Raw genomic sequence first — 22,624 nt, forward strand, 5'->3', positions numbered from 1 at the left:
TACATTCTGGATTCCCGCTTGCGCGGGAATGATCGGAGATATGTTGAAAGCACCGCACATCTTCATTGCGCCATCGTCACCGCGCGAAAGCGCGCGACGCCCTGATAGGTTTCGCCGTCATTGCGCCGGAATGCGTCAGCGAAGACAAAACGGATATTGATGAGGTCGTGACCGGAAAGCGTCAGCGCCGCGTCATGGAGCGCGTCATAAACAGCGGAGAGAATGCGCTTCACTTCGCGCCGCCCGGCGTAACGGGAAAAAACATAAAGCCGAAGGTCATGTTCGAGCCCGCCTTCGACGCCTTTCCAGTCGCTTGCGCGCGCCTCTCCCAAAGTGAGATAGGGAAAGAGGGCTTCGGGCGGCGGGTCGTCGAAAATGCGTGCGGGATCGCCCACCTCGGCCTTTACGCCTGCGTCTGCGCGCAGCGTCAGATAAACCGCCTTTTGCAACTCCCACTGGGCGTCGGTCATGACAAAACCTCCTCACAGATGAGCGTCAGGCGCCGGTCACGCCCGTCATCGCTCTCGATACTGACGGTCTCAAAAGTCTCGCCTTCGAACGTAAGACGCTGGCCCAGCGCCACATCGGCGCTGTAGCGGATCATGACGGCGATGCGTTTAAGGCGGTTCTCCCGGTCGCCGGTGAAATCGCGCGTCGAGGAAAGCCGCTCCACCGACGCCCAGACTTCCGGTCCCGGCGCCCAGGAAAGGCTGGCGCCGCCCGCTTCGTCATCCGTGCGCGACACGTCGAGCAAAATAACCTTGTGACGAAGGGCGCCGATCACAGACGCACCTCCCGGAACGGCGCGATCAGCGCGTCCACCGTCTGCGGGAAAGAATAGACGCGGCGCTCGCCCGCCGCTTCGCGGGTTTCATAAAGATGCGCGGCGAGCAGCAGGACCGCCTGTTTCAATTGTTCGGGAACCGCGTCCGCATCCGCATAACCTGCGGTGAAATCGATCATGACGCCGCCCACCGCCGGCGCAGGCAACGGCCAGGGTCCGGCGGGGCGGATGCGCGGAGGCGTTCCCAACGCCGCGTCATAAAGAGACGCCGACACGGCCTGCGGATCGCCGGCGCCGTCAATCACCGCAACAGCGTCGAGCGACGCAATGGGCGACAAAGGCAGGAACAAGGTTTCAACCGGCGCCGCGTCCAGCGTCAGGCGCCATTGCTGCGGCATGCATGCGAGGCCGCCGCGCGCTTCCACCGCCCGCACAGCTGCGACCAAAACGCCGGTAATAAGCGCGTCTTCATCGCTATGCGTGACGCGCAAATGCGCTTTCAAATCGGCCAGCGCCACCGGCTCCGCCGCCGGCGGGGAAAGTAGTGTGAGGGACATATTTCCTCCAACTTTGCTCAGGCGTCATCCCGGACGCGCTGCTGCATGAAATGCTGCTGCGCAGATCCGGGATCTATGGCGATCATGGAAAATGCTTCGCTCTAGATCCCGTGTCTGCAGCGCATCGCTGCGCGCTGCACTGCGCACGGGATGACGGTCTTTTCACCTGTCCTCTTAAGACGCCGCAAATTTCAGGAATTTGATGGCGTCATAATCCTGAACGCCGCCGCCCACACGCTTGGTCGTGTAGAAGAGGACGTAAGGCTTCGACGAATAAGGATCACGCAACACGCGCACACCGACACGGTCGACAATGAGATAACCGCGGCGGAAATCGCCAAACGCAATCGAATGACTGTCCGACGCGATGTCCGGCATGTCTTCGGCTTCCGTCACCGGATAGCCCATGAGACGCGCAGGCTCACCCGGCTCGTTATTCGGCTGCCAGAGATAATTGCCTTCCGAATCCTTGAACTTCCGGAGCGCGCCGACGACGGAGCGGTTCATGAGGAACCGTCCATTCGCGCGATAGGCCTGTTTCGGCGCGTAGATGAGATCAAGAAGCGCATCCGACGGATTGGACGCAGCAAAAGCCCCGTCGGCGCCGGACGGAAGATAACCGAGTTGCGTCGCCGTTTTCGAGGCGTCTGCGGCGATGGTGTAAGTCAGGATGCCTTTGGGCGCCGTCGCGCCATTGCCGGAGATGAAGGCTGCCGATTCCTGCACGGCGAATTCCGTCTGCACTTCATCGGCGAGCCATTGATCGATATCGACAATGGCGTCGTCGAGCAGCGTCTGCGTCGCCGCCGGCATGGCGTAAAGCTCCATCGTGGGGAAGTCGATGGCGGTGAGCGTCGGGGCTGTTGTGGCCGTGTCGCGCGCAGTCGTTTCCGCGACCCAGCCCGCCGCGGCATCGCCGTTGGAGACGGGCTTTCTGAAGACATTGCCGCCGATTTCACGCACGCTCGCGATCTGGCGGATCGGCGAAATGTCTTTCACCGCCGCGGTGATGAGACGTTCGACTTCGGTCGGCGCGAGATAGCCGCCTTCTGACTCCGTCCCGGCGTTTACCGATTTCGCTTCCAGAGAGGCGACAGCGGTCGCATCGCCGACGCGCATATAGCGCGTGAAGGCGGCCTTGCGTTCGTCGGGCTCGATACGCGCGGCTGAACCGATTTGCGGGCCCAAATGCGGCCTTTGGGTTTTGAGCGCCAGGCGGTCGACGGCGGCTTTCTGCTCCGTCACGGCGTCATTGATGCGCTCAATTTTTTCGTTGAGAACAATGTCGTCCGCGCTTTTGGCTTCAAGCGCGTCCAGCCTTTCGTCATTGGCGTCCTTGAACGCCTCGAAGGCGGTCAGAAATTCGCGCATGGCGCCGCGGATTTCCGCGTTCGGCGCTTCCGCTTTGGTTTCGATGCTCATGATACTCTTTACTCCTATACTGTGAGCTTTTGCGCCGCGACTTTCACGACGTCGGCAAGGTGACGGGCGCCCGCCTCCGGAGAGGGGGACGGCGAAGCAGGCGCCCGTCTTTTGGCTCGCATTCCCATGGTCGTGGGGGAGGACGGAATGCGAACCGAGTCTTTGAAAAGTTTTGCGTAATCTTGCAGGCCATAGTCGGGCCGCGCCGGGCTGATGCGCGTCACCCGCGCGCCCGGCGCCATGGGAAAGGTCACAACGGAGACTTCCCAGAGATCGGCCTCCAGAATGCGCCTTCCGGTTTTGACACGCGCCGACCGCAGCGTCTGATAGCCGATGGAAAGCCCGTCAATGGCGCCGCCTTCAAGCAGCGCATGGACCTCGCGGGCGCGCGGGCTCGACAGGATCAACTCGCCCTTGACGAACAGTCCCCGCGCGTCCTCGCGAAATGAGAGCCAGCGCCCGATGGGCGCTTCGGCGGCATGTTGATAGAGCAGCGCCGGCTTTGGATTTTTCTTCAGCGATTTTGCAAAAGCGCCCGGCGCCACGATGTCGCCATTCAAGTCCGGAACATTGAAGACGGAGGCGTAACCTTCGATCTCAGCGATAAGAGCATCCATCACTCAGCCCCCCGCTTTGCGTCGATCTTGTCTTCAATACGGATGAGTGTCGTGGAAACGAACCGCACCTGTTCTTCGAGGCGCGCCGTGCGTTCGATGATCTGAGTGTTGTCATCGGCGCGGCGTTCAAGCTGCGCGAGGCGCTCCGACGCGGCGCCCGCCCAGATAAGCCCGAGCCCCGTCTGCACGATCACCGCGGCGCTGATGGCCATGGTGACGCGCAGCTCATAAGGCTTTTCGAGCGGCGCTTTCGGGAAGGAAACGCTATGCATCGCCGCCCTCCTCTCTTGCCGGAAGACCGAGGGCGTTGCGTTTTTCGTCTTCACTCAGGAAATCGGCGCGGGAAACGCGCATCCAGAGCGCGTCACGTTCAGCGGACAGCGCTTCGATTTCGCTGGTGTGACAGATGACTGTTGCATCAGGCCAGGCGGGCGCGACCCAGTTCGTGAGCGCCGCTGCAGTTTTCTTGACCAGCGGCAAGACAGTCTGTTTCCAGAAAGCGAGATTGGCTTCCTTGTAATTGGAATAGGTGTTGTCGCCGGGAATGCCGAGCAGCATGGGCGGCACGCCAAACGCCAGCGCGATTTCGCGCGCGGCGGCGTGTTTCGCCTCGATGAAGTCCATATCGGCGGGCGATAGCGACATCGACCGCCATTCAAGCCCGCCATCGAGCACCAGCGGACGGCCGGCGTTCGCCGAGCCCTGATAGGCGTCTTCAAGTTCGGACTTCAGCCGGTCGAACTGTTCGCCGGTTAAATTCTCCGCACCCTCGGGGCCTTTATAAACAAGCGCGCCGGAGGGCCGCGCGGCGTTATCAAGCAGCGACTTGTTCCAGGCCGACGCGGCATTGTGGAGATCGACCGACGCACTCGCGGCCTCAAGCGGTGACAGCCCGTAATGATCATTGGTCGGGTGAAAGAGTTTCAGATGCAGGATCGGAGAAAGGGATCCGTCATCCGGTTTTCTGAACGTCACCGAGCGGCCGCCGACGGAATAATCATAAGCCTCCGCCCAGCCGGATTTGCCGGGGCGCGCTTTCATCCGGTCGGGACGCAAGACGTAAAGCTCCCGCGGCGTCCCGTCGAGGGCGACGCCTTCGAGATAGGCGTTCCCCGCCGTTTGAAGAAACCCGTAAAAACTTTCGAAGAGTTCAGCGCCCGACTGTTCCGGATTGGGTTTGGCGAGCAGCGTTAACAGGGGATGGTCGGCCATCACGGCGCCCGCTTCCGCCACACGCAACGGCGCCGACGCCGCCGCTTCGGCCACCAGCCGCACGCAGCGATAGGCGATGACATTGCGCTCATAACCGGCGCGGGCGAGCGAGACATAATCCCGCGATGTCCAGACCGGCGCCCCGAGACGATGCAGCGCGATTAACGCTTTCGCGGCGGATGCTTTTCCTTCCAGCGCTTTGCGCGCGAAGATATTGGCAATGAAGGACATTAAGGATGTCTCCTAATTCAACTTCCGAACGCCGGGTTTGGGCGCCCGCGGCGAAAGAATGAGATCGGTGATGGCCCAGACGAGAGCATCGAGACGGTCAGGGCTCTTCCCCCCCTCCCCGGTAAAGGTCGTCATCTGGTCTTCGAGTTTCGGCAAGTCGCCGACGTGACGGACGCGTCCCTGTTCGTAGAGCGCGGCGACGGGTTCGGCCCTTAACCTTTTCCCGCGCGTGGCGTGAACGCCGCGCACCGGCGCCGAAGCGTCGACCTGCGCGATCACGGCTTTGGCCATGTCGCCGCCCTGATTAACCTCGACGACAATGCGGTCGGCGGAAAATTCATGATAGGCGGCGGCGGTTTTTTCCGCCCATTGCCGGGGGGAAAGCCCCGCCGCCGACCAGTCCGCGAGCACGAAGGCGGTCATGACCTCGCCGCAATAAGCAACGCCGGCGATGACAATGCCGCATTCGTCCGCGTTTTCGCCGCCCGTCGCTGGGGGGTCGACGGCGACGACGATGCGATCGAGCGCAGGCGCGGCGGAAATCCGCGCCGCTTCGATCAGGTTCCAGGTCCAGAGCGCGCCGGCCACATCATCGACAATCTCGCCCATGAGTTCCTGACGCCCGAGCGCCGTTCCTTCGTAAAGGGCGGCGATCTCCGTGAAGAACGCATCGGAAAGATGCGCGCGATTGTCATAGGTCGAGGCGCGAACCGTTTTTGTTATCGGCGAGGCGATCAATCGCTTCAACAGCGCCATGGGCCGCGGCGTCGTGGTCACCATCTGGCGCGGTTTCTCACCCAGCCGCAACGCAAGCTGCAGGTTAGACCAGGTTTCCTCCGCATACCGCCATTTGGCGAACTCATCGCTCCAGGCGGCCGTGAACTGATAGCCGCGAATGCCGTCGGGATCTTCGGCGGAAAAGGCGTAGGCGACAGCGCCGTCAGGCCAGACAAGGCGCCGGCGCGAGGCTTCATAATGCGGTGTCGCGCCGGGCGGTGAGACCGCGCGGATGCCGGAAGGTCCTTCGATCATGACTTCCCTCGCATCGGCGTAGGTTTCGGCGACCAGAGCGATGGCCGCTGGTCCGTTGTCATTGGCGATTTTGCGCACCCATTCAGCGCCGGCGCGGGTCTTGCCAGCGCCACGGCCGCCGAGAAGGAGCCATGTCGTCCAGTCGCCTGCCGGTTCTTTCTGGTGGTCATGCGCGTTCGCCTTCCAAAGCTTCTCCGCCTCCTGCCGCGCCACTTCCCGCAGCACTTCCGTCTTGATGAGTAGCGTCCTTGCTTCCTCCTCCAACGTCGTCTCGGGCAGCGTCTTCCCGCTGCAGCCGGTCGACGGTTTCCGAGACGCGCCGGTATGCGGCTTCGATGTCTTTTTCGGTGAAGTCGTGTCGCCCGGCGGCTTGGTCATCGGTCTCGCGTTCCTTTTCTTCTTCGCGCCGCATGCGGCTGGCGACTTCCGCCGCGCTCATCAGCGTGCGAAGGCTCCGCGCGCCGCGGTCAAAGGCGTCGTCATCGTGATCGGCCAGAAGCGAGCGTGAACGGCGATGGGCGAGCTTTTGAATGCGCGCGGAAAGCGCACACCAGTCTTCGCTTTCCGCGTCAGCGCCGTTCGTTTCCGGCGTGGTCTCGGGTTGGTGTTTCTTCATGAAGCGGAGGATAAGGCCGCTCCGGAGGTGGTGGATAACTATGGGCATAGTCCCTTTGACAAACCCATAGGCCACAACTTTAGCGCGAGATGAAAACGCGCTTTTATTTCGAGGCTTTTTTCTTTTTGGGTTTGGCGCTCTCAGGCGGCTTGGATTTCACGAGCCGCTTCAACTTTTTGTCGAAGGCGGATTCGTCTTCGACACACTCCGCTTCGCGGGCCAGCGCCTTAAACTTTTTGAGTTGGGCCTTATCGGTCATAAGGCGCAAATATAAGAGGATTTGAGACCCATGTCATCAACGCCGATTGGTCACGAATTCAATAAAGGCTTCCCTTACGTGGCGAACATCATTCGTCAACTTCACAAGCGTTGGGATCATGGGTTCGAAACGGAACATCTCAATATCGTCGAAGAATATATCAGGGGTCGCCTTGCTATCGTGATCCAGCTCCATGGAGATTCCTGGCCCAAAAGCGACGAAATGAACATATCCGTCTTTGCCGACATTGGAGCGGCAATCGGTCATCGTTCCGGCGACAGCGCCATCGGCGCGGACGAATCTAATCTTGTTGATGCTTGCGATAGTGGCAATCGGGGTGATCACAGTGTGTTTGTCGGCGTTATCGAGCAAATGGAGACCGTACAGGCGCTTTCCCTTCCCGTCCACATAGACTTCAAATCCTCGCATGAAGCTTTTGGTGTCGGATCTGGGTGTTATTATTCCGTTACACGCGGCTTCGAAATCAGTTCGCGACTCGCGACAGACAAATTGCAAGTGGCGATTCTGCGTTCCCCGATCCAAGCCGATGAGTTCCCACATCATATGATCAAGAGCGGCTCGAAGGTTGTGAATACAATCACCAGCAATAAGTCCAATCTCATCGGGCAATCGGTTTGCAAACCGGATTTTAAAGAGAGTCCTTCCGGTTTTTGGGTCGGATTGAGTGACAAAGGTGTGCGGGTTGCTGTCCACAAAGGCGCGGAAGGCGTCCCGCAAATCGCCGATGTGCTTTACGGCCCTGTCAATTTTTAGCTCTGCGTTCTCGAACATTTTTTGCGCCACCTAAGGAATTGCTTTGCTTTTTGCTTAAGCGTTTGCGGTTCCACAAGATATCCGATACGTCAGCCGCTTGCCTGAAATGCCAGACAATACGGCATCCGTCCGCTCCATGTCATCTACGCCTAGGGCGATGCGGTTGTTAAATCTGAAATCAAATTCAGCGAGATAGCGGTGCAAATGCTTTTCAGCGCAATGCTGGTAAGTGCCGCGCATACCGCGCTTGAAGACAGAAAAGTAATTTTCGACGCTGTTGCTGGTCACGTCGCCGCGAACGTATTCATCCGCGCTATGGCGCACGGTTTCATGGTCAGCAACTAAGCCCTTTTGCTTCGTCTTATTGTAAAGCTGGCTTTCGTCAGTGTGCAGACGCGACTCTTTATCGACGTTCTCGGCAACGATCTTTTCGACACCGGCGCGCGTCGCCTTCGGAACGTGAAACGAACGGACCTTGCCGCCGCGCTCGACAAGCGAGATCACGGCGCGCTTGTTCGACGGGCCGCGACCGAAACGGCTACCGCTAAACTCGCCGCCCATGACTTTGTGCGGCGTCGGCTTCTTGACGCGACCGAAATAGGTTTCGTCCATCTCGACAACTTTGCCAGCACCGCCGAACGGATCAAGCGCGCCGGAACGCATAGCTTCGCGAAGGCGATGTTCCATGAACCAAGCCGTTTTGTAAGTCACTTCCAAAGCGCGGTGCATTTGATGGGCGGAAACGCCCTTCTTGCTCGACGCCATGAGGTAAGCGGCTTGCAACCATTTGTGCAACTCGACATGGCTGGACTCGAAAACAGTGCCGACGCGCACTGTGAATTGCTTACGGCACTCGGCGCACTTTTTAAGACCGTGACGCTCGACGCCTTCCGGGTTTTTCTTGGAAGGTTTGGAGCGAACGCCTTTCAATTCGTAGACTTTGCCAGCGTTGCCACAGTGCGGACACGTCGGGCCTTCCGGCCAAACGATGCTTTCCAGCTTGGCGAAAGCGGCGGCTTCGTCATGGAAGTATTTGTTTGAAAGAACAGACATTTGCGGTCACTCCGAATCGTAGGAATAACTTAGCCATTCCTTATGGGTTTGTCAAGTATATAATGTCCATAACTATTCACCAAACCTCAAAAAACAGGCCTTTTTCATCACAAATGATGAATTTCGCGACCGGGCGTTCGCGTTATTGGGGTGGATTTTTAAGCATGCTTTTTGAGAAGAAGGGGTGTCATCCCTGACGGCCATTAGGCCGATCCGGGATCTCTTTTCTATCTTAGCAAATCACAGGAGATCCCGGCTCTTCGCTCCGCTTAGGCCGGGATGACAAAGGAGAAACTGCGCTCCCTCACCGCGCCCGGGTGATGCGCGATTCCAGCAGCTCGTCCGTGATCTCGAGATCATTTTCTGAGAGAAGATCAGGCGAAACGGCGATCTTCGCCTGCAAGACGGATGCGGGATCGCCGGTGCGCAAAGGGTGCCAGGTGGGCAGTTTCTTGCCTTCCGCGAGACGGCGATAGGCGCAGGTCGGCGGCATCCATTTTAAAGCGCCGACATTGTCGGGCGTTAACTGCACACAGTCCGCCACCTGCTTCATGCGGTTGGCGTAATCGGTGCAGCGGCGGCGCGCCACATCGAACAGCTTGCAGGCGATATCGGTCTCGAACACTTCATCCGTGTCCTCATTATGCAGAACATAGATGCAGCAGCGCCCGCAGCCGTCGCATAGCGACTCCCACTCTTCCGATGTCATCTCGGAGAGTTTCTTGGTTTTCCAGAAAGGTTTCGTCTTCGCCATAAAGGAGGGGTCTAGCCTATTGCGCCTGCGAAGGCCATCACTGTTCAGGTGCTCGCAAACCCTCTAGTCTGGCGGCAATCAAAGGGGGCTTCCATGATCCGTTATCTCAAAATTATTCTTGTCGTGTTTGTCGGGCTTCAGGGCCTGTCCTACTTCATCGCCAACACAATCAATTTCGACTATGCGCTGCTCGCCGTCGGCGAGGTCCTGTCGCAACGCGACAGTCCGGCCTATCAGAACATGATCCTGCCGCCGGTCACGGACCCGCTACTGCTCAAACTGGCGCTTGTCATCATCATGACCGGCGAACTGCTGGTCGGCGTGTTGTGTTTCATCGGCGCGTTCAACATGCTCGCCGCGGCCGGAAAACCGGCGGCCGTATTTGAAGCGTCGAAAAAATTCGCGATCCTCGGCTGCGGCATGGCCCTGATTGTCTGGTTCGGCGGCTTTACCGTGATCGGCGCGGCGCTGTTCCAGATGTGGCAGGGACAGATCGGCGTCGCCTCCTTCGAAGGCGCGCATATGTATTTGATGCCGAGCGGGATCATTTTGCTGTTCGTCGCGATGAAGGACGATTAGGCGGTCTTCACCCGATACGCACACCGCCTTGCGCCGGCGAGGATATGTTCTTCGCGCGTGACTTTCGCGCCTTTGCCCAGAACATCGGAAAAAACTTTCAGCTCGCCCGCACATAAACCGGTGCACGCCTTTGCGGCGGAACAGATGGGGCAATGGTTCTCGATGAGCAGCCAGTCGCGCCCGTCTTTTTTCGCTTCGGCCATATAGCCTTCGTCCGACCGCGCTTTTGCAAGACGTTTCACGCGCTCGCCGAGCGTTTTCGCGCCCGATAATTTTTCGCCATAGACACCGCGCTGCATGTCGCCGTGTTTCGCGATGAATTTCTGCAAGCCTTCGGCGCCGAACAGCTCCTCAACCGACTGGATCATCTCGACCGCGAGCGATTGATGCGCATCGGGAAAGACCCGCGACGACGCCTCGGTGAGCGACCAGTATTTCACCGGCCGACCCCGCCCCTTTGCTTCGGACCGCGATGCGACGAGGCCTTCTTCTTCCAGCGCATAAAGTTGCAGGCGCGCGGCCATGGGCGTCAGCCCAAGCGCCGGGCCGATGTCGGAGGCCGACAGCGCGCCTTCGCGCTTCAGCATGTCGAGCACGGCCGCGCGCGTGGCGCCAGCCTCCGTTCCCGACCCCGTCCCCGAAGCGCCTGCTTTGCCTTTTCTTTTAGGCTTATCGGTTTTGCCGATTTGGGTGTTCGATATTTTGCTCATCCTCTATTTATAAAAGTTCTTGCTTTCAAAAACAAGCCAGAATATTAAAAGCATATTCTTTCATAAATAAGGGAGACGAAAAATGACGAAAGAACTGGAAAAACCCCGCATAGAACATGTGAATCTGGTGGTGACCGCCATCGACCCGACCGTGAAGTTCCTCAAATCCGCCTTTCCCCATTGGGATGTTCGCGGCGAAGGCGGCGGCGAATGGGCGGGCATCCCGCGCCGCTGGGTGCATGTGGGCGATGACGGCAATTACATCACGCTCAATGAGTTCCTGTTGCCGGAAGCGGCGCGCGGGCGTCACCGCGAATTGCAAAGCTCCGAACCCGGCCTTGCCCATATCGGTTTTGAAGTCACCGACCTCGCCGCCGTCGTCGACCGGCTGAAAGAAGCCGGTTACGAACCCGATCATCTCGGAGAAACTCATCCGCATCGCCGTAATCTCTATTACGTCGACGCCGAGGGACTTGAATTCGAGTTCGTCGAATATTCAAGCGACATCCCCGCTGAGAAAAATCTCTATCAATAGGAGGCGGTGATGACGCACCTGAAAATCATGCATGACGGCGGCGACCTCGCCGAATCCTTACGCCGCGTGATGGAGCGCAAAAGAAAATGACCACGCTCGCCATTCTCGGCTCGAGCCGCGCCGACGGAGAAACGGCGCGGCTCCTTGACGCCGTCCTGTCTCACCTTCCCGATACGGAAACGGCTGATTTGAACGCGCTGCAAATCGGACCCTATTCCTATGAACACGCCAATGCGGATGACGATTTCCTGCCGCTTGCGCGGGCGATGCTGAAAGCAAGGGCGATCGTGCTCGCCAGCCCCGTCTACTGGTACGCCATGAGCGCGCAGATGAAGCTTTTCTTCGACCGCCTCACCGATCTTACCGATGCACCCTACAAGACCATCGGCAAACAGCTTGTGGGCAAAACGCTGTTCACCATCGCGACCGGCTCCAACCCGCAACCGCCGGAATGTTTCCTTCCTCCCTTTGAGGACACGGCGAGCTATTTCAACATGCAATGGGGCGGGATGCTCTATCGCCGCGGCGCGGAGCGCCTCACGGAACCGGACCTCGCAGAGGCAAAGGCGTTCGCCGGCAAGATCAAGGCCGCGCACACCGCCATTGGCGCGGTCGCCTAAAAAACTTTTTTCCGGCGCGAAAACGCCTCAATCTTCACCGACGCTCTCCCCCGGTTAAGGCGTTCACGCGCCTTTCATGGGGGAGATGAAGAAGATGGCCTTACGCCGTCCCGTTACCGCTGCGCCTTGCGCTTTCACGCGACTTTTGACGCCGCCTGACTTTCCATCCTCGCCCTGTGATCTGCGTCACGCCTCTGCGCCCGCGGGGCGGTCTAGTCTTCCTGTATCAGGCAAGGCCGGACGCAAGGTCAGACACAAGTACGGGCAAAGGGGCATCTTATGAAATGGCTTATTTCGCTTTCTGTCGCGCAGACGGCGCTGCTGGCCGCGCTCGGTCTTAAAGTTGTCGCTATCGACATGCGCACCGGTGAAATCGCTGAAGCCGCACAGGCGCAGACAGCGCCCATCGAGACCGCCGCCGATCCGTCTGCGCTGTCATGGGACAATGCGCGCGCCGCGTCCGTTACCGCCGAAGACGTTCGCCAGATCCTGCGCGAAGAAATCGCTGCGCTGGACACGCCGGTGCGCGCCGCAGCAGCGCCCGCGCGGCCGCAACAGACAGCCGAAGAAATCAAGACCGCGTCAACCGCCGTCGATCATGACATCAATTATTTCAGAAGCCGCGGCGCCATCAATGAACGGGAGATGGCGACCCTGCAGGCGAAGATCGCAAAATTACCTCTGGCCGAACGGCGCGCCGCGCTTTCGAGCCTCACCATCGCCATGAACAAGGGCGAGATCGACGGCTGGATGTAATGCACGAAGACCTTAACAGAGGGAGAGACTAAACATGAGACTGAACCGTAAATATCTGATCGGCGGCGTCGCCGCAGCCTTTACATCCACCGCCGCCATCGCCGGCATGGTGCAGCCTGCGCCGGTCGACGTGGACCTCGCCACCTTCTTCGCCGGGGGCGACATGTTGAGCGCACGCTACGCCCCGAACAAAAATGAGTTCATCGGTTGCGGCGTCCGTAAATTCGATGACGGCGTCGGGGGCGCCACCGCATTCGGCTTTTGCCAGGCCGAAGACGCCGAAGGCGAACGCGCCTTCTGCAACACCGACAATGAGGACCTCCTCGACGTGATCGAGGCGAGCGCCGATTATGGCTATGTGACCTTCACCTGGGATGAGAAAACCGGACAGTGCCTGCGCATCGGTTTTTCCAACCAGTCTTTCTATGTGCCGCCGAAAGTCGGCAGCAATCTTTAACCGTTCAGGAAGTTCAGTTGCGTTAGTTGCGTCATCATCGCGCCGGACGGATCTCAGCCCCCGTCCGGCGCGAAACGATTCGGGGACATCCGGCGCCGCCACATTGCCCAATTGTCACAAAGGCGGACACGCCGCCCCGGAAACTCCCGGCCTGCGCCCAGATTCCGCCCGCTTTTGCTGACATGGAACCCCATCATATGAAGTCGTTTGCAAGGGGCCGTCTGAGGCCAGTATAAGTCTTGCATCTTCAGGATTGGGTGAATGGCGCACCGTTAATGGACGGATCATGCGCCGGTAGCGTTGGCGGCGGAACAGGCATGGCGAAACGGCAACATGACAAAAGCGGACTTTCCGCCGTGGCCGCCGATTTATGGGCCGATCTGAAACGCGGCGCGGCGGCCTTTCACCGGGATTTCCTGAAACTCTTCGGATTTTCCGCAAAACCGCCCGCCAAAGAGCCCTATCCGGAACAATCGAAATATCCGAAAGCCCCCGGCGACGGCAAAGCCTGGTCGAACCTGTGGGGCTCGCTCGCGCTCTCGGTCATCTCTGTCGGCTTTCTGGGCGCGGCCTTCGCGCTTGGGCTCGCTTTCATCTATCTCGCGCCGCAGGTGACGGAAGATCAGGATTTGTGGAACGTCAACCGCCAGGCGGCGATCATCGTTCTTGACCGCAATGGCGAAGAGATCGCGGCGCGCGGCGCCCGCTATGGCGAACATGTCGATCCGGATGAACTGCCCGAGCATCTCATTAACGCGATCCTGTCGACCGAAGACCGCCGCTTTTACGATCACGGCGGCGTCGATCTGCGCGGCACAATGCGCGCGGCGGTCGCGAATATGAAAGCCGGGACCGTTGTCGAAGGCGGCTCGACCATTACCCAGCAGCTTGCGAAAAATCTTTTCCTGTCACCGCGCCAGACCTATGAACGAAAAGCGCGCGAGGCGTTGCTCGCACTCTGGATCGAAGGCCATTACACCAAGGATGAAATCCTTTCCCTTTATCTCAATCGCATCTATCTCGGCGCCGGCGCCTATGGCGTCGAATCCGCCGCGCAAACATATTTCGGCAAATCCTCGCGCGATGTAACGCTCGCCGAGGCGGCCATGCTCGCCGGCCTGCCGAAAGCGCCGTCGACCTATGCGCCGACCCAGAACCCGGCCGGCGCCCAGCGCCGCGCCAGCGACGTCCTCGACAATCTTCTTGAAATCGGCGCGGTCGATCCGTTCGCGGCGCGCGAGGCGCGGCTCAATCCGCCGGTGATCAGCAAACAGAATGTCGATTCCGGTCTTGGTTACTTCTTCGATTATGTGGCGTCCCAGGCGAAGGCCATGGCGCCCAACGCGACGGGCGACGTTATTGTCCGCACCACGATCGATCAAAAATTACAGCGCGACGCCGAAGCGGCCGTCAACGCCGCCTTGACCGTCGAAGCGCGATTGAAAGGCGCCGATCAGGCCGCGCTTGTCGCTTACGATCAATCGGGCGCCCTTCGCGCCATGGTGGGCGGACGCGACTACAAGGAAAGCCAGTTCAACCGCGCGGTGCAGGCGAAACGCCAGCCGGGCTCGGCCTTCAAACCCTTCGTTTATGTGGCGGCGATGGAATCGGGCCTCACCCCGGAATCGCGCTTCGTCGACCAGCCGATCGACATCGCCGGCTGGAAGCCGACCAATTACACGCCGGGCTTCGCCGGCCCCGTGCGCCTTACCGAAGCGGTCGCCAAATCGATCAACACGGTTGCGGTGCAGGTGACGGAGCGCATCGGCCGCGGCAAGGTCGCCGAAGCCGCCAAACGCCTCGGCATCAAATCCGATGTGCCGCCCCACCGCTCCATCGCGCTCGGCGCCGTTGACGTGACGCTTGAGGAACTGGTCGGCGCCTATATTCCTTTCGCACGCGGCGGGCTGTCGCCGACGCCTTACGCCATCTCCTCCATTGAGACCCGCGACGGCGTCATTCTTTACGATTATCCCGGCGACAATCCCGAGCGAGTGATGACCGCCGACGTCGCCAAGAAAATGAATCACCTGCTCTATCAGGTGATGCTGAATGGCACCGGCGGGCGCGCGCGCCTCGGCCGCCGCCCGGCGGCGGGCAAAACCGGCACCACCAATGACTGGCGCGACGCATGGTTCGTCGGCTACACGCCGCAGCTGATCGCCGGGGTCTGGGTCGGCAATGACGCCTACACGCCCATGGAGAAAGTCACCGGCGGCACGATCCCCGCAGCGATCTGGAGAGAGTTCATGCTGTCAGCGCATCAGGGCCTGCCCGTCCTGTCGCTTGACGGCGCGTACCCGGCCGTTTCCTACGCCGCCGAACCGGTGCTGCTGAATTTCTACCGCGATGTCTCCCGCGGCCTCACCCGCGTGCGCCGCGACGGCAATGAACGGCGCTATCGGCGCTAGCCGAAGACAACCTCCTTCCACCCTTTCCGACGCGCGCTTACGTCCAGTCGCAAGCCTGTGCGAAGCCTGTTATGAAAACGCAGGAATGAGGGATGCAAAACAACATGTTCAGAACGCTGAAATCCTGCGCCAATGTCGCCGACTATCGCGCATTGGCGAAACAGCGCCTGCCGGGGCCGATCTTTCACTATATTGACGGCGCAGCGGATGACGAAGTCACCTATCGCCGCAATACGCAAAGTTTCGAGCAATGCGATCTGGTGCCGAATGTCCTCGCCGGCGTCGAGGATGTGGACATGTCCGTCACCGTCATGGGCCAGAAGCTCGACATGCCGGTTTTCTGCTCCCCGACCGCGCTGCAGCGCCTCTTTCATCCTGACGGAGAGCGCGCCGTGGCGCTGGCGGCGCAGAAATTCGGCACCATGTTCGGCGTCTCCTCCCTCGGCACGGTGAGCTTGAAAGAAATCGGCGAGCTCATCTCAACGCCGAAAATGTTCCAGTTCTATTTTCATAAAGACCGCGGCCTGAACGACGCCATGGTGCAAAAAGCGCAAGCTGCAAACTTCGATACGCTGGCGCTCACTGTCGACACCATCACCGGCGGCAATCGCGAGCGCGACTTGCGCACCGGCTTTACCTCGCCGCCGCGCCTCACGCCGGGCAGTCTCGCCAGCTTCGCACTGCATCCATCCTGGGCGATCAATTATTTTCTGAGCGGCGGGTTCGAGCTGTCGGAACTTAAAGATTACATCAAGGAAGGCTCCAACGTGTCGATCTCCATCGGCGATTATTTCGCGACCATGCTCGATCAGTCCATGAACTGGAAAGACGCAGAAAGCTTGCGCGCGAAATGGGGCGGCCCGTTCTGTCTCAAAGGCGTCATGAGCGTTGATGATGCGCGCCGCGCCGTCGATATCGGCGCCGACGCGATCATGGTGTCGAACCATGGCGGGCGCCAGCTGGACGGGTCCCGCGCGCCCTTCGACCAGATCGCGGAACTCGCCGACGCGGTCGGCGACAAGATCGACATTATCTGCGATGGCGGCGTCCGCCGCGGCACCCATGTGTTGAAAGCCCTCGCCGCGGGCGCGAAAGCCTGTTCCGGGGGCCGCCTTTATCTTTACGCACTCGCAGCGGCCGGCCAGCCCGGCGTCGAACGCGCCCTTGGCAATCTCAGAACCGAAATCGAGCGCGACATGAAATTGGCCGGCGTGAAAAACATCGCTGCGCTCAACCGCTCCATGCTGCGCTGGCGGTAGCGCCGTCGCGATGCGAGGGACGGGTCAGCGCCTGTTCACTCTTCCCAGAACAAACAATCCTGCTTCCGCGCCAACCAGCCACGGAACGCCATGCGCAACAAAGACATGCGCCTGTTCCACCGCCGAATGGAGCGCCGGCGCCTTGCCCGTGGGCGACGGGATTGAAAACCAGTCGAAGACTTTCAATCCCGTTCCGTAAGTCCAGACCGTGATCGGCCCGGTGACAATTAGGAACAACACCGCCGCGGCGAGCGCGATCAGCACCGCGATATTGACCTTGTCGAGAAGGGTGGCGCGCGCAGATACGCCTGCGAATAACCGCCACCCGACATAGCCAAGAAGCCACGGCGCCGTAACAACGCCCCAGCCCACATGGCTCCAGATCGCGGCGATCATCGCTTCGCGGCCCTTTGCCGGGTCGATGGCGCCGCCGCCAAGATAAAGCCAGACCAGCAGGCCCAGTCCGCCGAAAAAAGTGACGAGCGCCAGCGGCGCCGAGAGAGAGATGCTTCGCGCGGTTTTCATGCGGCGCTCCTTTTTTCAATGCGCGCGATCTGTTGGGCGAGCCAGTCATGATGGCTTTCGAGTTCGGAAATGAAGCGCTCATCCGACGGCGCGGCGGCGAGCGCCTCCTCTATCCATAATCGCAAGACACGTTCCTGCATGATGAGCCAGGAGATAAGGCTTCGTTCTTCGGCGTGACTGCGGATCATGGTTTCCTCCCTCGATGTTGCGACCGCCCCTAAAAGCCCTGGCGCCAGCTGATCGCGGCCTTGAAATTGCGGCCCGGCTGGCTGACGCCCGCGGCGACCACCTCATAGTCGGCGTCCGTGACATTGTCGGCGCCGACGTCGATGCGAAGCCCTTTCATCGGGCCTGTCATCGGCTGCCACACCGCATAGACATCGCCGACCGTATAGCCGTCGCGCGCATTGGTCGGATCGTTCACCTTGTTGAAGTCCGACGCGATCGAAACGCGTGCGCCAAGACGGAAGTCGCCGCCAAAGAATTTCACGCCGCCGTCAAGAAAGATCATGTCCGCCGCCAGGACGCCTACATAATCGTCCGTGTCCACATCGCGGCCGTCGATGGTCGAAAAGTTGCCGCGCAGCCATGCAAATTTGCTGTCATATTGCGCCTCGACTTCAACGCCGTCGAGTTCCGCATTGGTCACGTTCACATTGCGCGAATAATTGCCGAACGCTTCGCCGGTGCCGCAGGGCGGCGCGCCGGGGAATAACTGATCGGGCGTCAGGAAACAGGTGAACGGAATGTTCACTTCCAGATCGATGAGATTGGTCACATCGGACTGGTAGTAAGAGCCCTTCGCCGTGAAACTGTCGCCGTCGAAGAGAACATTTTCAAAATCGACGCCGGCGCCGACCTCCCAGGTTTCCGATTCTTCCGGCACGAGATCAGGATTGGGAATGAAAAAGTTCGTCACAAAGGCCGGCGGCCCGAAGGGACCGAACGGGCCCGGAACGGAGAGATTGGGAATCTGGAAGTGAACATCATCGGCGTAGATTTCGTTGAAAGACGGCGCCCGGAACGCTTCCGACCAGTTGCCGAAGACTAAAAGCTCCGGAACCGGCTTCCATGTCGCGCCGACTTTCGGCGACACCGCTTCGTCCCTGGTCGACGGCGCCCCCGCCGCATCATTTTCAAACCGGTCCCATCTGACGCCCGGCGCCAGCGTGAAAACGCCGACAGGGCCTTCCACAGACAGCTCGGCCTGCGCAAACGCGCCATAGAATTTCGCCGTGGCGTCGGGCACGCCGCCGCGCGTCATGTCCGCCGTCATGTTGTCGCGGCCGACCTGGTCGTCACGGTAAAACTCGCCGCCATAGGTGAAGGTGAGCGCAGCCGGCCCCGCCTCGAAGCGCGAGCGGTTGTCGAAGGAAAGACCGAATGTCTCCACCTCGCGGCTCACAACCCGCGTTGTGTCTATCTCATCCTCAGTGACGGTGTTCCGGGTGAAATAGCCGACAAGATTGGCGTCGATGAGCGCCGTCGCCGGATTATAGTTCACCGTGCCCTGAAGCGTATTCGAATCAATGTCGCGGTCGACATTTTCATTGCCCGGCCCGGCAGGGTTGTTGCCTTGCGGGTTGTTGGGGTCGACGCTGTCGCCGCCATAGCGCATCCATGAGGCGGACAAGGTCCACTCATCCGTAGGCCGGAAGGTCGTCTTCAACAGCGAGGACAGGATTTCGTCGTCGGCCTCAAGCGTCAGGCCGCTGCCAAGCTCGATATCGCTGGAGTTGCGAAGCGTGAAATTGCCGACCACATCGACGCGATTATCTTCGCTGCGCCAGACGCCAGTCGCGCCAACGCGCCATTCGTCATTAACGCTCTGATAGCCGGAGGAGACTTTGACTCCGGCGCGCTCACCTTCGTCGAGAAAGTCTTCCGCGGTAATCGTCCGTACAGCGATTACCCCGCCAAGCGCGCCGGAGCCGTAAAGCGCGGATGTGGGCCCCCGCACCACCTCAACCGCGCGAACAAGTTCAGGGTCCACAAAAAACCGGCCGTCATGGCCGGAAAGATAACTCTGGCGGGCGCCGTCAAAAAGAATCAGCACCCCCTCGCCTGAAAGCCCGCGCACATCCGGCGTCATGCCCGACCGGCGGGGGCCGCCGCCGATCGCCGCGCCCGGCACCGCGTCAAAAATATCGGCGAGCGTCGACGGATTGAAATCCTCAATGATGTCCTTGGAGATGACCGAGACCTGACCGGCATAGTCAAAGGCCTGAATCGGATTGCGCGTCGCATAGACGGTGATCTCATCAAGATCGCCCGCCGCCATGTCCGCTGCAGCGCCGCTGGTCAGCCCCGCCATGGCGAGGGCCGCCGCCGCGGCGCCCCGCATTTTCTCGCTGCGCCAAACCGCCGCGCCCCGCCAATTTCTTACGTTTTTGCCCTTCATGATCCCCGTAACTCCTCACAATTTTGTTGCGAATGACTCTCAATTGCGGTTTTGTAGGCGACATCAAATGCGATTGCAACTTAGAATCATTCGCATTATGAAAAGAAATGGAGAGCCGACCCGGCGGACACGCCGGCGACGGGGGAAGGAAGAGCGGGTTCGTTCATCGCCGATGAGGCCGCCTTCCACCCGACGCCCTGACCGCCGGATCATCAGTCAGTCACGGACACAGGGAAGCAACCATCATGAAGATTAGAGCCATCGCCGCTATCGGCCTCGCCGCCGCCACCTTCGGCTTAGGGGTCGGCGGCTGCGCCACCTCCACGGCGCAGACTACAGGGCAGACCACAACCACAGCTGCAGCGGCAAGCCACCGCGCCGCCGATTTCGAAGCCGACCGAAAAGCGATCCTCGCCATGGCGGGGAATTATCACGTCACTTTCGACTTCATTGAAACCGTCGCTTTCGAAGACGGGTATGAGCTGAAAGACCGCAAACTGTCCGGCGGCAATGAGATTGTCCGCGTCATTGCCGATGACGGCGACTTCATCAGCCTGCAGCATATTCTTGTGGTTGGCGGCGACGAGAAGTTTCCGGTAAAGCACTGGCGCCAGGATTGGCGCTATGAGCCGGCGAGCGTGCTCGTCTTTGTCGGCGGCAATACATGGGAGACGCGCGATCTCGCCAGCGCTGACGTCAAAGGCAAGTGGTCTCAGGTTGTTTATCAGGTCGATGACGCGCCGCGTTACGGCGCGGTTGGAGCGTGGTCCCATGAAGACGGCGTATCCGCATGGACGCCGCCGCGCGAATGGCGCCCCCTGCCCCGCCGGGACGCGACAAAGCGCGACGACTATCAGGCTGTCGACGCCATCAACCGCCATGCAATCACGCCGGATGGCTGGGTGCATGAACAGGACAACACCAAGCTTGTCCTTAAAGGCGGCGAGCCCCATGCGCTGGTGCGTGAAATCGGCGTCAACACCTATAAAAAGTTCGACGATTTCGAGATCGCCATCGGTGACGATTACTGGGCGGCGACAGAAGCGTTCTGGGCCGCTGTGCGCGATGAATGGACACGGATCGAAACGGAAAACCCGAGCTTCGGCCTGACCGTTCAGGGTGAGCCCGAAGCCGTCTATATGCCGATCCTCGATCTCGCCGCAGCGGTGAAAGACGGCGAGAAGACGAGCGAAGACGCCGCCGACGAAGCCCGCGCGGTGATCGCCTCCTTCGTCACCACGAGCCCTGGCGCGCTTCAGACCCGGCTCGCTTCCGCCGACTAACCAAAATCCCAAAGACAGGCGCGGTGGTGTTCTTCCCGAAATGCCGCGCCGGCCATCGCCCGCACGGACCACACAGCGCAGTGTGTGAGGTCCGGCGGGCGATGGTTTTCGCCCATCACTTTTTCGCGTGCTGGCGCCCTCGTGATTGGCGCTCAAAAACCCACGATGGTTAGTCAGGCGCCATGGATGTGCTTGACGATATTCTGGCGACGCTCGCGCTGAAAGGCGCACTCTATTTCCGCACCAATCTCACGGCGCCGTGGGGCGTGACCGTTCCCGACCTGAAAGGCGCAGCGCGGTTCCACCTCGTCGTCGAGGGGCGTCTTTGCGTCACGGTAAAAGGCGGCCCCACGCTGACGCTCGGCGCCGGCGACCTCATTTTGATCCCGGCGGGGCGCAGTCACATCCTTTCCTGTGAGCCCGTCGGCAGCGCGCCGCCCCTTGAAACAGTGCTTGCGGACGCGGGCTATGATGGCGGCGGCGTGCTCATCGCAGGTGGCGGCGATGAAAACGCAACGACGCAAATGATCTGCGGTCATTTCACTTTTCGCGACGGCGCCGATCATCCCCTCTTGCGGGCGCTTCCGTCACATCTGCTTTTGTCAGCCGCCACCCGTGCTCGCGAGCCGTGGCTTGATGAAATCCTCCGGCTTCTGACGCGCCGCATCTTCGATGCGGGACCTGGCGCAGGCGCAGCGGTGACGCGCCTTTCCGAAGCGGCTTTCGTCGAAATGGTGCGCGCTGGCGCCGCCGCAGCGCCGGAAATGGCGCCCATCATGTCTGCCTTGTCCGATAAACAAGTCGGGCGCACGCTGACGCTGATGCATCAGCGTCCCGACGAGATCTGGACGGTGGAACGTCTTGCGACCGAAGCCGGCATGTCGCGCAGCCGCTATGCGGAACGGTTTCGCAGTCTTACCGGCATGAGCCCGCTCGCATATCTCAGCGAATGGCGTCTGCAAAAAGCGCTCGCACTTCTCGACAACGCCCAATGCAGCGTGCAGCAGGCGGCGGCGCAAACAGGCTACCTGTCTCCGGCTGCGTTCACCCGCGCCTTTACGGCGAAATTCGGCGCCTCCCCGTCGCAATATCGCCGCCAGCGCGCTTAAAGCCGTGCAAATTTTCTCTCGATCTTTGCAGATCGTCCCGAAGGCTTTGCGGAAAATCCCGATCTTCGCAGGCGTTCTTGATCCAAACACCTGCGCGCAGCAAATCGGTTTCGTTCAACAACGAAATGCGGACCGGCAACGATCCGCGCAATGATCAACGGAGAAGCCCATGAAAACGAAACTAATCCCGCTCCTGATGCTGGCCGCCGCCAACATTATTGCTCCTGCCTTTGCCGCCGATGAAAACAACACAGCGCCGGGCCTTACCGCCGCCGGTGCGCCGCTCGGCCTGCACGGCGTCGACCCCGTCGCCTTTATCGACATCGGCAATCGGGTCGAGGGAACGGCGGAATACACAGCAGTGCATGACGGCGTCGCCTATTATTTCGCCACCCGTCAGAATATGAACGCGTTCAAACGCGCACCCGCGAAATACCTGCCGCAAAATGGCGGTTTCTGCACCTTCGGCGTTTCGGTCGGCAAGAAGTTTGACGGCGACCCGCAATATGCCGACGTCCATAACGGCAAGCTCTATGTCTTTCTTAACGAAGACATCTTCCGCAACTACCAGAAAGACAAAACCGGCGTGATCGCCAAGGCGGAAAAAAACTGGACCCGCATCCAGCACGCCGCCGCCCGCGATCTTTAAGCCTTTCTTTCTGGCCGCG

Annotated in this window: 26 protein-coding genes; 11 read left to right on the forward strand and 15 right to left on the reverse strand. The window is 60.2% G+C overall.

Annotated features, from left to right (window positions below):
* Nucleotides 1-62 precede the first annotated feature (62 nt).
* From ACFC5L_RS14580 to ACFC5L_RS14620, 9 genes are all read right to left on the reverse strand, one after another.
* Nucleotides 63-470: a DUF3168 domain-containing protein gene (locus tag ACFC5L_RS14580; RefSeq protein ID WP_375203644.1), complete on the reverse strand. Its 408-nt coding sequence runs from the start codon at nucleotides 468-470 to the stop codon at nucleotides 63-65.
* Nucleotides 467-784: a head-tail adaptor protein gene (locus ACFC5L_RS14585; protein WP_375203643.1), complete on the reverse strand. Its 318-nt coding sequence runs from the start codon at nucleotides 782-784 to the stop codon at nucleotides 467-469. The genes ACFC5L_RS14580 and ACFC5L_RS14585 overlap by 4 nt, the downstream gene beginning before the upstream one ends.
* Nucleotides 781-1,341 carry a head-tail connector protein gene (locus tag ACFC5L_RS14590; protein WP_375203642.1) on the reverse strand — a complete coding sequence of 187 codons (561 nt, stop codon included), beginning with the start codon at nucleotides 1,339-1,341 and terminating at the stop codon, nucleotides 781-783. The genes ACFC5L_RS14585 and ACFC5L_RS14590 overlap by 4 nt, the downstream gene beginning before the upstream one ends.
* 174 nt (nucleotides 1,342-1,515) lie before the next feature.
* Complete coding sequence (locus ACFC5L_RS14595) at nucleotides 1,516-2,763, reverse strand: phage major capsid protein (protein WP_375203641.1); 1,248 nt, start codon at nucleotides 2,761-2,763, stop codon at nucleotides 1,516-1,518.
* Between the two features lie 14 nt (nucleotides 2,764-2,777).
* Entirely contained in the window at nucleotides 2,778-3,380 is a 603-nt protein-coding gene (locus ACFC5L_RS14600) for an HK97 family phage prohead protease (RefSeq protein WP_375203640.1), read from the reverse strand.
* Nucleotides 3,380-3,652 carry a hypothetical protein gene (locus tag ACFC5L_RS14605; RefSeq protein ID WP_375203639.1) on the reverse strand — a complete coding sequence of 91 codons (273 nt, stop codon included), beginning with the start codon at nucleotides 3,650-3,652 and terminating at the stop codon, nucleotides 3,380-3,382. Before ACFC5L_RS14605 ends, ACFC5L_RS14600 begins: the two co-directional genes overlap by 1 nt.
* Entirely contained in the window at nucleotides 3,645-4,823 is a 1,179-nt protein-coding gene (locus ACFC5L_RS14610; RefSeq protein WP_375203638.1) for a phage portal protein, read from the reverse strand. Before ACFC5L_RS14610 ends, ACFC5L_RS14605 begins: the two co-directional genes overlap by 8 nt.
* A gap of 12 nt (nucleotides 4,824-4,835) precedes the next feature.
* Complete coding sequence (locus ACFC5L_RS14615) at nucleotides 4,836-6,080, reverse strand: DNA-packaging protein (RefSeq protein ID WP_375203637.1); 1,245 nt, start codon at nucleotides 6,078-6,080, stop codon at nucleotides 4,836-4,838.
* Nucleotides 6,022-6,471, reverse strand: coding sequence for a hypothetical protein (locus ACFC5L_RS14620; protein ID WP_375203636.1), 450 nt, complete (start codon nucleotides 6,469-6,471; stop codon nucleotides 6,022-6,024). Before ACFC5L_RS14620 ends, ACFC5L_RS14615 begins: the two co-directional genes overlap by 59 nt.
* Before the next feature lie 289 nt (nucleotides 6,472-6,760).
* On the opposite strand from ACFC5L_RS14620, the gene ACFC5L_RS14625 reads away from it, so the two are divergent.
* Complete coding sequence (locus ACFC5L_RS14625; RefSeq protein ID WP_375203635.1) at nucleotides 6,761-7,504, forward strand: hypothetical protein; 744 nt, start codon at nucleotides 6,761-6,763, stop codon at nucleotides 7,502-7,504.
* A 54-nt stretch (nucleotides 7,505-7,558) separates the two neighbouring features.
* On the opposite strand, the gene ACFC5L_RS14630 is transcribed toward ACFC5L_RS14625, so the two are convergent.
* Together ACFC5L_RS14630 and ACFC5L_RS14635 are read right to left on the reverse strand one after the other, a co-directional pair.
* The gene (locus ACFC5L_RS14630; RefSeq protein ID WP_375203634.1) at nucleotides 7,559-8,557 is read right to left on the reverse strand and encodes an IS1595 family transposase; all 999 of its coding nucleotides are present in this window, start codon (nucleotides 8,555-8,557) and stop codon (nucleotides 7,559-7,561) included.
* 304 nt (nucleotides 8,558-8,861) lie between these two features.
* Complete coding sequence (locus tag ACFC5L_RS14635; protein WP_375203633.1) at nucleotides 8,862-9,311, reverse strand: YcgN family cysteine cluster protein; 450 nt, start codon at nucleotides 9,309-9,311, stop codon at nucleotides 8,862-8,864.
* Nucleotides 9,312-9,404: 93 nt separating this feature from the next.
* On the opposite strand from ACFC5L_RS14635, the gene ACFC5L_RS14640 reads away from it, so the two are divergent.
* Entirely contained in the window at nucleotides 9,405-9,890 is a 486-nt protein-coding gene (locus ACFC5L_RS14640; protein WP_375203632.1) for a DUF2165 family protein, read from the forward strand.
* Here ACFC5L_RS14640 and ACFC5L_RS14645 read toward each other — a convergent pair.
* Complete coding sequence (locus ACFC5L_RS14645) at nucleotides 9,887-10,600, reverse strand: helix-turn-helix transcriptional regulator (protein ID WP_375203631.1); 714 nt, start codon at nucleotides 10,598-10,600, stop codon at nucleotides 9,887-9,889. The two genes, ACFC5L_RS14640 and ACFC5L_RS14645, sit on opposite strands and share 4 nt — an antisense overlap.
* Before the next feature lie 82 nt (nucleotides 10,601-10,682).
* Here ACFC5L_RS14645 and ACFC5L_RS14650 point away from each other — a divergent pair, with 82 nt between their 5' ends.
* The 6 genes from ACFC5L_RS14650 to ACFC5L_RS14675 all read left to right on the forward strand — a co-directional run bounded on the left by ACFC5L_RS14650 (nucleotide 10,683) and on the right by ACFC5L_RS14675 (nucleotide 16,638).
* Nucleotides 10,683-11,135 carry a VOC family protein gene (locus ACFC5L_RS14650; RefSeq protein WP_375203630.1) on the forward strand — a complete coding sequence of 151 codons (453 nt, stop codon included), beginning with the start codon at nucleotides 10,683-10,685 and terminating at the stop codon, nucleotides 11,133-11,135.
* 86 nt (nucleotides 11,136-11,221) lie between these two features.
* Entirely contained in the window at nucleotides 11,222-11,755 is a 534-nt protein-coding gene (locus tag ACFC5L_RS14655) for a flavodoxin family protein (protein WP_375203629.1), read from the forward strand.
* Between the two features lie 279 nt (nucleotides 11,756-12,034).
* Nucleotides 12,035-12,511: a hypothetical protein gene (locus ACFC5L_RS14660; RefSeq protein ID WP_375203628.1), complete on the forward strand. Its 477-nt coding sequence runs from the start codon at nucleotides 12,035-12,037 to the stop codon at nucleotides 12,509-12,511.
* A gap of 34 nt (nucleotides 12,512-12,545) precedes the next feature.
* Nucleotides 12,546-12,968 (forward strand): hypothetical protein, encoded by a 423-nt coding sequence (locus tag ACFC5L_RS14665; RefSeq protein WP_375203627.1) that lies wholly within the window; start codon nucleotides 12,546-12,548, stop codon nucleotides 12,966-12,968.
* Nucleotides 12,969-13,285: 317 nt separating this feature from the next.
* The gene (locus ACFC5L_RS14670; protein ID WP_375203626.1) at nucleotides 13,286-15,379 is read left to right on the forward strand and encodes a transglycosylase domain-containing protein; all 2,094 of its coding nucleotides are present in this window, start codon (nucleotides 13,286-13,288) and stop codon (nucleotides 15,377-15,379) included.
* A 92-nt stretch (nucleotides 15,380-15,471) separates the two neighbouring features.
* A complete protein-coding gene (locus ACFC5L_RS14675; protein WP_375203625.1) occupies nucleotides 15,472-16,638 on the forward strand; it encodes an alpha-hydroxy acid oxidase in 1,167 nt (388 codons plus the stop codon).
* A gap of 24 nt (nucleotides 16,639-16,662) precedes the next feature.
* Here ACFC5L_RS14675 and ACFC5L_RS14680 read toward each other — a convergent pair whose 3' ends face one another.
* Genes ACFC5L_RS14680 through ACFC5L_RS14690 form a run of 3 tightly spaced genes read right to left on the reverse strand, consistent with a single transcriptional unit; the run spans nucleotide 16,663 to nucleotide 19,564 of the window.
* The gene (locus ACFC5L_RS14680; protein ID WP_375203624.1) at nucleotides 16,663-17,163 is read right to left on the reverse strand and encodes a hypothetical protein; all 501 of its coding nucleotides are present in this window, start codon (nucleotides 17,161-17,163) and stop codon (nucleotides 16,663-16,665) included.
* A complete protein-coding gene (locus ACFC5L_RS14685) occupies nucleotides 17,160-17,351 on the reverse strand; it encodes a hypothetical protein (RefSeq protein ID WP_375203623.1) in 192 nt (63 codons plus the stop codon). The genes ACFC5L_RS14680 and ACFC5L_RS14685 overlap by 4 nt, the downstream gene beginning before the upstream one ends.
* A gap of 29 nt (nucleotides 17,352-17,380) precedes the next feature.
* Nucleotides 17,381-19,564: a TonB-dependent receptor domain-containing protein gene (locus ACFC5L_RS14690; protein WP_375203622.1), complete on the reverse strand. Its 2,184-nt coding sequence runs from the start codon at nucleotides 19,562-19,564 to the stop codon at nucleotides 17,381-17,383.
* Between the two features lie 245 nt (nucleotides 19,565-19,809).
* On the opposite strand from ACFC5L_RS14690, the gene ACFC5L_RS14695 reads away from it, so the two are divergent.
* The 3 genes from ACFC5L_RS14695 (at nucleotide 19,810) to ACFC5L_RS14705 (ending at nucleotide 22,605) form a co-directional block, all read left to right on the forward strand.
* A complete protein-coding gene (locus ACFC5L_RS14695) occupies nucleotides 19,810-20,847 on the forward strand; it encodes a DUF6607 family protein (RefSeq protein WP_375203621.1) in 1,038 nt (345 codons plus the stop codon).
* Between the two features lie 182 nt (nucleotides 20,848-21,029).
* Nucleotides 21,030-21,956, forward strand: coding sequence for an AraC family transcriptional regulator (locus ACFC5L_RS14700; protein WP_375203620.1), 927 nt, complete (start codon nucleotides 21,030-21,032; stop codon nucleotides 21,954-21,956).
* A 169-nt stretch (nucleotides 21,957-22,125) separates the two neighbouring features.
* Entirely contained in the window at nucleotides 22,126-22,605 is a 480-nt protein-coding gene (locus ACFC5L_RS14705) for a YHS domain-containing (seleno)protein (RefSeq protein WP_375203619.1), read from the forward strand.
* Nucleotides 22,606-22,624 lie beyond the last annotated feature (19 nt).

The organism is Hyphococcus sp. (genome assembly GCF_041986965.1).
Classification (GTDB): Bacteria; Pseudomonadota; Alphaproteobacteria; order Caulobacterales; family Parvularculaceae; genus Hyphococcus.